Below are 12,915 nucleotides of genomic sequence, written 5' to 3'. Positions count from 1 at the left end.
GGTTTCCGGCATACCGTGTTTCTCGATGAACTCTTTCGATGCAATAATCGCAGATTTGTTCTCAGCAAGGTGACGTGCAATCATCGAAGAGTCCCTCATCGGGCCGATTCTAAAAACAAGGTCAAAACCTTCACTCGCTATATCCACCAACTCATCACTCAGCAGCAGCTCAACAGTTGCTTTTGGAAATCGTTGTAGGAAGCATTCAACGGCCTTTTGCAAATAGGTTCTGCCAAATAAAATAGCGCTCGACACACGTAAATGCCCAGACGGTTCGCTGTGGTACGAATGTGCAATATCTACCGTCTCTTCCAGAGCATGACTGACTTTTTCCGCTTGTTCCACCACTCTTTTGCCGACACTTGTCAGTGACATCGAGCGGGTGGTGCGATTAATCAGCTTAACACCTAAATGCTCCTCAAGCTGCTTAACTTGTTTTGATAACACAGAACGATCAACATTGAGCCTTTCCGCCGCTTTAGCAAATGACCCGGTCCTTGATACTTCCAACAGAAGGTTTAATCTACTCGCCAAATCCATCATTACGCCTTCATCACCACAACCAATACGTCAGTCTAAACCAAAGCCTGAGTTATCGTTAGCGTTTAAACGGAATTGTTCAGATTACAGCGAGAATTAAGAAGCGCCGTTGGATTGGAATAACAAAGGGTATCGAACGATACCCTTTATTATGCATTACAGTACTTTAGACAAGAACTGTTTCAACCTAGGGTTGGTTGGGTTGTCAAAGAAGCTGTCTGGTGTGTCAGAGACCAATAGTTCCCCATCTTCCATAAAAAGAACCCTATCAGCCACTTCTTTAGCAAAACCCATTTCATGGGTAACGACAACCATCGTCATGCCATCTTTAGCCAGATCTTTCATAACATCTAACACTTCACCCACCATTTCTGGATCAAGCGCAGATGTGGGTTCATCGAATAACATGATATTCGGCTTCATTGCTAATGCACGGGCAATCGCTACACGCTGCTGCTGACCACCAGATAGGTGATTTGGATAGTTATCCATCCGTTCAGCAAGTCCAACTTTGTATAACAAGTCTTTCGCTTCTGCTTCCACTTCAGTTTCATCGCGGCCAGACACCTTTAACGGTGCAAGCATTACATTGCCAAGCGCAGTCTTATGTGGAAATAGGTTGAACCCCTGGAAAACCATACCGACATCAGCGCGTAACTTGTTAATGTCAGTGCCTTTAGCGTACATATCCATATCATCAACAATGATTGAGCCGCTATTAATCGTCTCCAGCTGGTTGATTGTACGCAGGAATGTTGATTTTCCTGAGCCAGAAGGACCGACGATCACAATCACTTCGCCTTTATCTACATTAACCGAAACATCTTTAAGTGCGTGGCAACCATTCGGGTAGATTTTATTGACCTTTTCGGCCTGAATAATATGTTCCATGAGATATTCCTACTTAGTCGCTGGCTGCAAGTTTCTTTTCAAGGGCTTGGATCACCCAAGAGAGACTACTGGTCAAAATTAGATATAGTGCTGCAACAGTGAACCACACCTCAAATGGAGCAAAACTTCCACTTACCACCTCACGACCTGCTTTGGTTAAATCGGTGATTGAGATAACCGATACCAAAGACGAATCTTTAATTAGGTTGATGAACTGGCCTGCTAGAGGGGGAAGCGTCTGCTTAAATGCCTGCGGAAGGATGACGTAAATCATCGCCTTCGGATAGTTCATACCTAATGAGCGCGCCGCTTCCATCTGCCCTTTAGGGATAGACTGAATACCAGAGCGGACGATTTCAGCCACATAGGCCGCAGTAAACACTGACAAGGCGATAACACCTGCGGTAAAACGCTCAAGATCGAGTACCGTGCCAATAAAGAAATATACGATAAAAATCTGAACCAGCAGCGGGGTACCGCGAATAATTTCGATGTAAACAATCGACAGTTTCTTGATTGCTGGATTGCTGGATATGCGCATCAAACCAATAACTAGGCCCAATGCTAAGGCAATGGCTAGAGACCAGAGAGATATTTTAATGGTGACAATGACACCCTCGAGAATAGGGCCAATACGCCACTCTTTAACCGTTGCGAGTGTGTCACCTTCGAAGATTAAGTCACCTTCATAAACATCAACCGACGGGTAGGAGCCAAGGTCAACAACAACGTCACCGGCTAAGTTTTCAAGTGCAAGTGTATTGTTCTCGGTTAATACAATATTGCCGTCTTCCGGGGCAGTAATGGAAGAGGCTGCGTTAGTCGCAATGTACGGAACGACACGTTCCCAGTTCCAGTTGTAATCAATTCGCTTACCTGACAGATAAATCAGGCCGCCAATTGAAAGCAAAACGAGAACAAAAACAGCGTTCCAAAACAGGGATTTAAGATTATTTTGCATGTGATTCCGCGATAGTTATCAGAAGAGTTCTGATACGAACATAAGATGGTTTGATAACAACGAGTTTCAGCATCTGTGGGGCCGAAACTCGCTGTTTATTTAGAAGCTAAAGGAGGTTATTTAACTTGCTTTAACCACTTGTCATCGTTAAACCACTTGTTGTAGATGCGATCGTAAGTACCGTCGCCTTTGATTTGGCGTAGGTAGCCATTTAGGAAGTTAATGGTATCTGGGTTACCTTGAGGTACCGCCCAACCTAGAGGTTCATAAGTAAACGGTTCAGCTAGGTGAACAAGTTGGCCTTTGTTTTCAGCGTTGTAGATCGCGTTGAATGGTAAGTCATAGATAAACGCATCCACTTTACCATTTGCAACTTCTAGTACCGCTTCAGATTGAGTTTCGTATAGGTTCACAGTCGCTTTTGGAAGGTAGCGTTTGATCGCCTGTTCGCCTGTCGTACCAAGCTTAGTCGCAACAACGAAGTCAGCACTGTTTAGGTCACGGTAACTGGCAACTTTACCTTCATGCTTAGGGTTAAGCAGGATTGATTGACCAATAACCACATAAGGGTCAGCAAAATTAACCTGAATGTTACGCATTGGAGTGATAGTCATACCACCCATGATCATATGACATTTACCAGTTAGAAGCGTTGGAATGATGCCATCCCAAGCAGTATTCACTGGTACGTATTTTACGCCGATAGCACGCGCCATCTGCTTACCAAGATCGATATCAAAACCGATGTACTGACCATTTTTAGCCGTCATCTCAAATGGCATGTATCCAGAATCAAAACACACCTTTAGCTCACCGCTATTTTTAATATCGTCTAAAATTGGGTCAGCAAAAGCTGGATTCGAAGCAGCTAACGTCAATGCAGCAGCGCATAATAACTTTTTCATGGATATTCCTTTATCTCGTGTTAAAATTTTTTTATACATCAGCAGCAAATAAAAAACCAGATTTTATTGACATTTTAGGCAAATAAACGGAAATAAATCGATAAAATCAAGAATAGTTATGCACCGAGCACCACATAAGAACATAATGTATGTTAAAAAAACATTACGCAACATATAGTAACTTACGTAACTGCAATGCACTATTTTAAAGGCAGTTATCATAGGAATTGTGCTTTTTTAAAGCATTAGATTATCGAGAGGGGAATGACGCTAGTAATAGCAAGTAAAGACGATATAATCTCGAACTTTATCGCCTCTAAGAATACGCCCTAGGCCAGCTATAGCCGGCTACTAAGGTTATCTTTTGCTAGTTGATAACCGCGCTCAACCATCTCTTGGGAGCGTTCAAACTGCAATGTACCGCACGCGTTACGAGGGATCTCAAGGGTAATATCTGCTGGGTAAGCGGCGAGTTTCTGACGAGCAATAGTAGATTGCATCGCATCGAAGGCTTGGTTGGCGATGTCATACGCGGCAAAATTAAAGCTCATTTTACTCTTCACACTGCTCCCCAGATTATCGATAAAGCGAGCAATCTTATGGTGAAGCGTGCTCGATACAGGCTCTGTTACTTCCAACACAGCTTTGTCAGTCAAAACTTCTGGCTCTCCGCCTAAGTTGACCGCTAACGTGATATCGGTTTTGTCACCGAAGGTAGGCGCAATCGGCACAGGGTTGAGTACCCCACCATCCACTAGCGCTTCACCCATAATGATGTGCGGAGTGAAAAACAGCGGTAACGAAATAGAGGCACGAATGGCGTCAAACAGCTCCCCCGATTGAAGCCAAACCTCTTTCTCTTGGGCTAGGTTAGCAGCCACCGCGGTGTATGGAATTTCCAGATCTTCGATAACAACTTCGCCGATAAGTTCTCGCAAGGTTTCAATGATTTTATCTCCTTTGAATACTCCATTTGATTGCCAAGCAATATCAAGCATCATCGCCATGTCGGTTTGATCAATACTGGTGATCCACTTTTCAAACTCATCGAGCTTTCCAGCTGCATATACGCCGCCGATCAGTGCTCCGATTGAGCAACCTGAAATGGATTTAATCTGATAACCATTTTCAGTCAACCAGCGAATAATGCCGATATGCACTAAACCACGCGCCCCACCACTGCCTAAAACTAAAGAGACTGTCTTCGCCATCTTATAAATCCCAACACCATCTAATCTAAAAAATCTTACCACTTGGCTAGCTGCTCAGTGAAGTCAATGCAATTCGCTCAAATATAGCCTACAGCCTCAAACATAGTACTGGCTAACCAGTGAAAGCGACCTATTGCATACATAAAAACCCAAGCTAAAGCCCAAAAATCACTCTAGCCGATTTCTTGACGTTAACATTTTAATTACATTAGTGGTACGACCAGTAAGGAGCCAAGTCCAATGTCAGATCAGCCACGAGTTACCTGCGAGATAGATCACAACAAGATTGCGACCGTGTCACTGAATCGCGGTGAAAAAATGAATGCGATTGATATGGAGATGTTTAAAGCCGTAAAACACACCATTAAACAACTCAAACACAACCGCGAAGTACGGGCTGTCATTGTTAAGGCCAATGGCAGTGATTTTTGCTCCGGCCTTGATGTCAAATCCCTAATGCACAATAAGAAAGGGGCAGCAAAACTACTATTTAAATGGTGGCCTACCCTTGCAAACGATGCACAATACTTCTGTGTCGGCTGGCGAGATGTTCCTTGCCCTGTCATTTTCGTCCTACACGGACGCTGTTGGGGCGGCGGACTTCAATTGGCAAGTGGCGGTGATTTTCGAATTGCCCACCCTGATACCAATTTTTCTATTCTTGAAGGGAAATGGGGGTTGATTCCTGACATGGGAGGCGCACTCGCCTTCCGAGAATTGATGCGCCAAGACCATACCCTAGAAATGGCAATGACTGCTAAAGTCGTTGATGCAGAAACTGCACAGCAATATGGCCTAGTAACCAAGATATCAGAACAACCCTATGAAGAAGCATACAGACTTGCGCTAGAGTGTGCCAACCGTTCACCCGACGCTGTTGCTGCCACTAAGAAGTTGTATCATAAGACCTGGTGGTCAAGCCCTGGCTGGGCACTGTGCCTTGAAACCTGGTACCAAATTAAGGTAATGATCGGCAAAAACCGTATCATTGCAGCTAAGCGTGAAAAGCAAGCTCAGCAAGAGGATCAAACCAAAACGGAGTTTGCACCTCGCCAGTTTTAACTCGTCTAACCAAAGCAGTAGACGGATACTTCCCCTACTGCTGATAACTTTCTAGTCGATAACTAGAAGCCTAGCGCAGCAAGTAGACGTTCGATCCATGTAATTTCACCAAACTCGATAACGTCATAGATAGTGAAAAAAACCGCGCAGATAATCGCGAGTTTAAGTAAACGGTAGAGAATAAGCATCAACAATCCTGGGTTTAGTAAACAAGAAAAAAGTCGCCATTGGCGACTTAATCATTAGGGTCTGTCGACTGATACCTTAGTGAATTGGTGTATCAGTCTTTGCGTAGAACTTACCGAAGTACTGTTCTAAAACTTCCGGCGTTAGCTTGCCTTCTGCTTCGAGCTTTTTCAGCTCAGCGGCAATGTTCTTTTGCTCTTCAAGTGATGGTAATGCCACTTCAGGCTCATCACCCATCTCTTGTGACATCTTCTCTAACTCTTTTTCGAAATCACTCATGATCTCACTTACCCTATAAATAAAAACTGGGTCTAAGTTTACCCACTTAGACCCAGTAATTCCAGTTTGCGGTTACCTTACAGTTTGAAGCTACCCACCATGGTATCAAGACGCGCTGAAAGCTCTTTTAGCTCAGCACTTGCGGCGGCTAACTCTTCTGCCGTGCCAGTCGTTACCTCATTGATCGCGTTAATCTCTTCAATATTCTGGTTGATAGTATGAACAACGGTAGACTGTTCCTCTGTCGCTGTCGCCACTTGAGTATTGCGATCAGAGATGTCATGGATACGCTTAGAGATGCTGACAAGTACGTTCACCGCTTCATCCGATGCGCTCACACCTTCGCTTGTCACGCTCTTACCACCTTCCATTGCAGTAACGGCGTCTTTGGCATCACTTTGCAACTGATTGATCATCTTCTGAATCTCTTCAGTTGAGTCCGCCGTACGACTCGCTAGGTTACGAACTTCATCTGCAACCACGGCAAAACCACGACCTTGTTCACCTGCACGAGCGGCTTCGATTGCTGCGTTAAGTGCAAGAAGGTTAGTTTGCTCTGAGATATCACGGATAACATCCAAGATAGAACCAATTTCTTGAGTTGTAGACGCCAGTTGCTCAACCACCTGACCTGTACTTTCGATATCTAGCGCGAGGCGGCTAATCGCATCTTTAGCCTGATTCACCACGTCCTGACCAACTTGGGTGTTGTCTGAAGCTTGGTTAGCGGTTTCTGCTGCGGTTGCTGCGTTGCTTGCAATCTCGCTAATGGTCGCGCCCATTTCGTTGATCGCGGTCACCACTTGGATGGTTTGATCACGCTGCATCTGACTATTGTCATGGGTGGTATGTGCCTTGCTCGATACACCGTCAGCTGCAATTTGCAGAGCGTTACTGGTTGACGCCACCTCTTTCATCGACTCATGGATCTTCTCGATAAACCCATTGAAACCTTCAGAAAGCTGACCAATTTCATCACTGCCTTTCACTTCAATACGCTGTGAAAGGTCGCCGTCGCCTTTGCCAAGATCAGCAAAGCGTTCTGCTATCGCGCGGATCGGACTGGCAATGCTGTTAGCCAGGAAGATACCCATAAAGATAAATAGCCCCGCCACCACGATGGTGGTAATCATCATCTGCTTAGCGACTGCGTTCAAATCAGCGAACACTTCGTCAACAGGCACTACGCCGACAACGAACCAATCCATAGAAGGGATGTAGGTGCTAGCAAGGAAAACACTATTACCTTCATAACTCGTCTCTACCAAACTAAAACCTGATTTTTTCAGTAGTAAAGAGGAATCAACACCAAAGAGAGACGAGATGCTCGATTTGGCTTTGCTGTTGTCACGGTGAATCTGAACCGTACCTGCAGCATCGGCGAGGAAAACAAAACCAGACTGTTCGATTTTAAAACCGTTCAGAAAATTCACCATGTCGTCCATAGACTTCGATAAGCCAGACATCGCCATGTCATTGAGCATTTGGTAGTTGGTGAACATTTTCACTTCACCATTGGCTTCTTGGAAAATACTCACCGAGGTGGCATTACCTGATTTTGTAAAACCAAAAAACCATCCATCCTGCTGTTGGTTCAGTTGGCGAAGGAAGCCATTCTGATTCCAGTAGTAAGCTGTATTGCGGTTCGCGACAGAGGCGTCGTTTAAATTGTATTGCGAACGGACATTATTGAGCTGTTTTACCAGTTGCGCTTCAACATCTGGCGAGATATTAGTGGTGTTAATCGCCTGCTTGATGAATTCGTTGTTTGCAAGCTGCTCTGCTGCGAACAGAAGCTGGCTCACTTCGTTATCAATTTGGCTGCTAATTTGCTCGAGCATAGAAGGCAGCTCAATATCAATTAATCGGTGCTCTAGTACGCCTCGAGCCTGACGTTGCGCCATCACTCCCACAATTACTGTTGAAGCTAGAACAGCAAAGGTAAGCCCAGCGACGACTTTCTGTTTTATGCTAATTGAGTTTAATTTCATTTATCCTGCCTTAAGAAGCAATTAATCACTGACAAAATGGAAACAGCATCAATTGATATTTTGTAAATTATCCACTTTTCCCATCAGCTTAGTATATCGGCAAATCTACATACATCTTTACAAAATTAAGATTGTTCGTCCATTTTTTGGTCAATCTTAAATTTCTATTTGCGCGAGCTTAGATTTCAATGTTGAATCGTTGGATCTTTGGTTATCATCCCCATATCTTAACTAGCTGAATTAGCAACACTTGTTCCGTTACGAGAAATCCCAGCAAATGATGATTCATATTCTCTACATTTCATCTTTGTCTCATTGGAACTTTTTGAGCTTAAGAGCTACTAAGTGAGAAAATGAGGAGAGACACAGTCATGAGTTCACACGCTCTACAACAACTACGCGAACATCTAAATAGCCAGATCATTGGCCAGAGCGAATTGGTGAATCAGCTACTTGTTGCCCTATTAGCTGACGGGCACATTTTGGTCGAAGGACCTCCGGGCTTAGCCAAAACTCGCGCGGTAAAATCTCTTGCAGATTGTATCGAAGGAGATTTCCATCGCATTCAGTTCACACCTGACTTGCTGCCTGCCGATCTAACTGGCACTGATATTTTCAGACCTGAAACTGGTGAGTTCACCTTCCAGTCTGGACCGATTTTCAACTCGCTTATTCTTGCCGATGAGATCAACCGCGCGCCGGCCAAAGTCCAAGCAGCAATGCTCGAAGCAATGGCTGAAAAACAGATCACAGCAGGCAGAAACACCTACGCCCTGCCGGAACTGTTTTTAGTCATGGCGACACAAAACCCGATTGAGCAAGAAGGCACTTACCCGCTACCAGAAGCTCAGCTTGACCGTTTTCTCATTCACTTAGACGTCAATTACCCTGACGCACAGAGCGAGCTCGAAATCCTGCGCTTGAACCGCGGAGAAGCGAAAGGAGACACGAGCGTTACTCCGCCTTCTCTATCTCAGGCTGATATCTTCGCCGCGCGTCAGGAAGTGCTTAATATTCATATGGCTGAGCCTATCGAGCAGTACATTATTCGCTTAGTCATGGCGACGCGCGAGCCAAGCAAGTATGACGCCACTTTAGAGCAGTGGTTAGAGATGGGGGTAAGCCCAAGGGCAACCATCGCACTCGACCGCTGCGCGCGCGCTCATGCTTGGTTAAATGGCCGAGATTTCGTTTCACCAGAAGATGTGCAAGCCATGGCTTTCCCCGTGCTGCGCCACCGCCTGCTACTGAGTTATCAAGCTCAGGCAGAGGGTATTGAGCCTAACCAGGTGATCAGTAAATTACTTTCTCTGGTTGGCAGCGCATAGGCAGAGCGAATATGGTTAGTAAGTTACCTCCCTTTAGCAATGGTGTGAGCCTAACTCTCGATGAACTGCTCTATTACAAGCAGCAGTGCATTCAGTGGATGCCACCTGCCAAGAGTTTATGGTCACAAATGTTAGGTCAGCACCAGAGCAGACAGCTCGGCAGAGGTATGGACTTTAGCGAAGTACGCCAATATCAAGCAGGTGATGACATTCGAGCCATCGACTGGCGTGTGACTGCGCGTACAGGTAAGCCGCATACCAAGCTTTTCTCGGAAGAGCGCGAAAAGCCTGTGGTAATTTATGCTGATCTTTCATCACCAATGATGTTTGGTTCGACCTTGATGCTCAAATCGGTTCAACTAGCGCATATGGCAAGCTTAATTGCTTGGCTTAGCGTCGCTCAGCAAGACAGAATTGGCGCTGTCATTGATACTGGTAACCAGCTTATCGAGCTAAAACCGACCTCTCGACGCAAAGGAGCATTAGCCTTGATTCAATCGCTGGTCGCCGCCCATCAACAACAACTGGCGACACAAACGAGCATAAACCAAGACATGAACCTTGCTCTGCACGCGTTGGCTCGTATTTGCCCTAAAGGGAGTGAAATAATCCTCTTGAGCGACTTTTCTCGATTAACCGCCGCTCACGAATCCAACATTAGCCGACTTAGCCAACATAACCGTGTTCGTATGATTCAAATCTATGATCCTTTAGAGCGCGGTCAAACTCTCTATCGAGGCACAGAGCAAGTGACCAATAATGAACAGACACGTTGGCTAGACTTTTCATCAAAAAACACACGCCTAGGAATAGAAAAGGCGTTCGAGCAGCAACAAACTCAGCTACAGCAGATGGCCCGAAAAATGGCTATCAGCTTTTCGTCGCTCTCTAGCGGTGCTGCTTTGACACAACAATTACACGGATTTTAACTATGAGCACAGAGACTCAAACGTCGCTATTACCTTTGAACGCCCTACATTTACCAGAAGTACCGTCTTGGCTACCACTCGCTTGGGGTTGGTGGGCTACCCTCGGCGGAATACTGACATTATTACTGGCAACATGGCTAATTTTCCGTTGGAACAAACGCCGCTTAGCACCGAAGAAAACGGCATTGCGTTTGCTCGCGCTAGACCAGAGACCTTCAGAAGCGATCGAATTGGTGAGACAAGCAGCACTTTGTTACTTCCCTAGAGAAGAAATCGCCCAGCTTACCGGAAAGGAATGGTATGGATTTCTCGACAGCCATCTGAAAACACCTCGATTTAGCCAAAACTATGAGGCTTGGCAACAAGCGTTATACAGCAAACAGCCGATCGATAATGCCGACGCACTGATTCAGGACTGCAGCGAGTGGGTTGGTCAGGCGTTGCCACCGAAGAAAAGAAGGAAAGTCCGTGGCTAGCATTAGCTTCGAATGGTGGTGGGCATTTTTGCTGTTACCACTGCCATTGGTGATCTACTTTATTGTTCCACCAGCAAGAGCAACAGCACCAATCCAGCTCCCCTACTTACCTAAATCGGCAGATGGGGCTGCGCCAAAAAAGCACATTGCTAGGTTGCTAGTGTGTCTTGTCTGGCTGGCTTTCGTCACAGCATTAGCGAGACCGGTTTGGTACGGAGCTCCCGTGACAACTTCACCCAAGCACCGCGACCTGATGTTAGTGCTCGATCTCTCTTACTCGATGAGTCAGAAAGATATGCAAGATGACCAACAAGAGTACATCGACCGTTTAAGTGCGGTTAAACAGGTAGTCAGTGAGTTTGCTCAGCAGCGTGAAGGGGATCGTCTTGGCTTGGTGCTTTTTGCTGACCACGCCTACTTGCAAACGCCTTTAACCCTAGATCGTAATACTATTTCTCAGCAAGTGAACTCGCTAGTGCTAAAACTGATAGGCGATAAAACCGCCATTGGTGAAGGCATTGGCTTAGCGACCAAAACCTTTATTGACAGTGACGCCCCACAACGCGTGATGGTACTCCTCAGTGACGGTAGCAATACTTCAGGTGTGCTCGATCCGATTGAAGCTGCGAAAATCGCCCAAAAATACAATTCGACTATCTACACCATAGGTGTGGGTGCAGGCGAAATGATGGTTCAAGACTTCTTTATGACGCGTAAGGTCAATACCGCTCAAGACCTTGATGAAAAGACCCTCAGCGAGATCGCACAAATCACTGGCGGCCAGTACTTTCGTGCTCGCAATGCCGATGATCTCGCTAAGATCTACGAAACCATCAATCAACTAGAGCCAATCTCGAACGCTACGCAGACTTGGCGCCCACAGACTGAGTGGTTTAGTCTTCCCCTAGCGATTGCGCTTTTTGCTTTTACTCTATTATTAGTGACTCGGAGGAATCATGTCTGATTTTCTATTCCTCTACCCACAGTGGTTGCTCGGCATAATTCCTTGGTTGGGCATGGTTTACTGGCTATCAAAACGCCAACGTTCGCAAACACTTATTGCACCACACCTAGCCAAGGCGATGGGACTCAAAGCCATACAAACCAGCAGATGGTCAATCAAGGTAATTGGTGTTTGCGGTATTGTCGCATTTATCGCCCTTTCAGGCCCAAGCTTTAGCGAGCAAGAACGTCCTAGTTTTTCTAGCACCAATGCGCGAGTTCTTGTGATGGATATGTCAATGTCGATGTATGCAACCGACCTTAAACCAAACCGCTTAACGCTAGCCAAATACAAGGTCACCGACTTACTTAAGCAATGGACAGATGGTACGACAGGCTTAATTGCTTACGCGGGAGATGCGTACCACATCAGCCCGATGACCAGCGACAGTCAAACCATCGCTAATTTGATTCCAAACTTGTCACCAGAGCTAATGCCCTACCCAGGGGCTAACGCTGCGGCAGGGGTCAAGCTTGCAATGGAGATGATGACAAATGTCGGTTTGTCACAGGGTGATATTGTGCTGATCGCTGACGATCTCAACGATACTGAACGCGGGGATATAGAACAACTGATGAGTGGAAGCTCTTGGCGACTTATCGTGCTTGGAATGGGCTCACGCGCTGGCGCTCCAATTAAACTCAATGATGGCACACTGATGACCAAAACTAACGGCCAACCTGTTGTCGCGAAATCAAACTTCGATAACATGCGCGCTCTAGCGTCGAGTGTCGATGGCTACTTTGTTCCTGTTCAGGTCACCAATAGCGACGTAGAGAAAATCGCGGACATCACATCTGATGTTGGTTCAGCAGATATGGTAGATGGCGGCCAAGCGATCTCAGAGCGAACTAATCAAGGCTATTGGCTGTTACCCATGTTGCTAATCCCTGCACTTATGATCTTCCGCCGGGGGCTGTTCTTAAGCGCACTATTGGTGTTTGTACCGCTAATGTCTCCTAAACCTGCAGCTGCAAACCCGTGGCTAAACGACGAACAGCAAGCAATGCAGTACTTCCAGAATCAGGAGTACGACAAAGCGGCTGAGCTTTTTAACAACCCTGAGTGGAAAGGGGCAGCGCAATATCTGGCCAACGACTTTAAAGGCGCGATAAATTCGCTGAAACACAGCACCAGCCTAGCTGGGCAATAC

The 12,915-nt window shown here is 45.9% G+C and carries 14 protein-coding genes; 6 read left to right on the top strand and 8 right to left on the bottom strand.

Translation table 11 applies throughout. The features are described from left to right. From QTO00_RS05795 to QTO00_RS05775, 5 genes are all read right to left on the bottom strand, one after another. Positions 1 to 540 (bottom strand): LysR family transcriptional regulator (locus QTO00_RS05795; protein ID WP_331423590.1); only part of this gene is annotated, 540 nt, incomplete at its 3' end. Positions 541 to 696: 156 nt separating this feature from the next. Next, positions 697 to 1,431: an amino acid ABC transporter ATP-binding protein gene (locus QTO00_RS05790; protein ID WP_331423588.1), complete on the bottom strand. Its 735-nt coding sequence runs from the start codon at positions 1,429 to 1,431 to the stop codon at positions 697 to 699. A 13-nt stretch (positions 1,432 to 1,444) separates the two neighbouring features. Further along, the gene (locus QTO00_RS05785; RefSeq protein ID WP_331423587.1) at positions 1,445 to 2,392 is read right to left on the bottom strand and encodes an amino acid ABC transporter permease; all 948 of its coding nucleotides are present in this window, start codon (positions 2,390 to 2,392) and stop codon (positions 1,445 to 1,447) included. A gap of 116 nt (positions 2,393 to 2,508) precedes the next feature. Continuing rightward, positions 2,509 to 3,297, bottom strand: coding sequence for a transporter substrate-binding domain-containing protein (locus tag QTO00_RS05780; protein WP_331423585.1), 789 nt, complete (start codon positions 3,295 to 3,297; stop codon positions 2,509 to 2,511). Positions 3,298 to 3,635: 338 nt separating this feature from the next. Continuing rightward, on the bottom strand, positions 3,636 to 4,508 hold the full coding sequence (locus tag QTO00_RS05775; RefSeq protein ID WP_331423583.1) for a patatin-like phospholipase family protein: 873 nt from the start codon (positions 4,506 to 4,508) through the stop codon (positions 3,636 to 3,638). Between the two features lie 240 nt (positions 4,509 to 4,748). Here QTO00_RS05775 and QTO00_RS05770 point away from each other — a divergent pair, with 240 nt between their 5' ends. Beyond that, the gene (locus QTO00_RS05770) at positions 4,749 to 5,570 is read left to right on the top strand and encodes a crotonase/enoyl-CoA hydratase family protein (RefSeq protein ID WP_331423582.1); all 822 of its coding nucleotides are present in this window, start codon (positions 4,749 to 4,751) and stop codon (positions 5,568 to 5,570) included. A gap of 62 nt (positions 5,571 to 5,632) precedes the next feature. Here the strand turns inward: QTO00_RS05770 and QTO00_RS05765 are convergent, their stop codons facing one another. The 3 genes from QTO00_RS05765 to QTO00_RS05755 form a co-directional block, all read right to left on the bottom strand. Next, positions 5,633 to 5,758: a hypothetical protein gene (locus tag QTO00_RS05765; RefSeq protein WP_331423581.1), complete on the bottom strand. Its 126-nt coding sequence runs from the start codon at positions 5,756 to 5,758 to the stop codon at positions 5,633 to 5,635. A 76-nt stretch (positions 5,759 to 5,834) separates the two neighbouring features. Continuing rightward, complete coding sequence (locus QTO00_RS05760) at positions 5,835 to 6,035, bottom strand: hypothetical protein (protein ID WP_038204291.1); 201 nt, start codon at positions 6,033 to 6,035, stop codon at positions 5,835 to 5,837. 77 nt (positions 6,036 to 6,112) lie between these two features. Further along, positions 6,113 to 8,026, bottom strand: a complete 1,914-nt coding sequence (locus QTO00_RS05755) for a methyl-accepting chemotaxis protein (protein ID WP_331423580.1) — start codon at positions 8,024 to 8,026, stop codon at positions 6,113 to 6,115. 371 nt (positions 8,027 to 8,397) lie between these two features. On the opposite strand from QTO00_RS05755, the gene QTO00_RS05750 reads away from it, so the two are divergent. The 5 genes from QTO00_RS05750 to QTO00_RS05730 all read left to right on the top strand — a co-directional run. Further along, positions 8,398 to 9,354 carry an AAA family ATPase gene (locus QTO00_RS05750; protein ID WP_331423579.1) on the top strand — a complete coding sequence of 319 codons (957 nt, stop codon included), beginning with the start codon at positions 8,398 to 8,400 and terminating at the stop codon, positions 9,352 to 9,354. 11 nt (positions 9,355 to 9,365) lie between these two features. Beyond that, entirely contained in the window at positions 9,366 to 10,283 is a 918-nt protein-coding gene (locus QTO00_RS05745) for a DUF58 domain-containing protein (protein ID WP_331423578.1), read from the top strand. Positions 10,284 to 10,285: 2 nt separating this feature from the next. After that, positions 10,286 to 10,759, top strand: coding sequence for a DUF4381 domain-containing protein (locus tag QTO00_RS05740; RefSeq protein WP_038204286.1), 474 nt, complete (start codon positions 10,286 to 10,288; stop codon positions 10,757 to 10,759). Then, positions 10,752 to 11,723 (top strand): vWA domain-containing protein, encoded by a 972-nt coding sequence (locus QTO00_RS05735; RefSeq protein WP_331423576.1) that lies wholly within the window; start codon positions 10,752 to 10,754, stop codon positions 11,721 to 11,723. The genes QTO00_RS05740 and QTO00_RS05735 overlap by 8 nt, the downstream gene beginning before the upstream one ends. Further along, positions 11,716 to 12,915: VWA domain-containing protein (locus QTO00_RS05730; protein WP_331423574.1), on the top strand; the 1,200-nt coding region annotated here is incomplete at its 3' end. The genes QTO00_RS05735 and QTO00_RS05730, both read left to right, overlap by 8 nt.

This window comes from Vibrio sp. M260118 (assembly GCF_036533755.1).
Taxonomy (GTDB): Bacteria; Pseudomonadota; Gammaproteobacteria; order Enterobacterales; family Vibrionaceae; genus Vibrio.
Note: the sequence above shows the minus strand (reverse complement) of the source record. Positions and strands in the feature narration are given on the sequence as shown.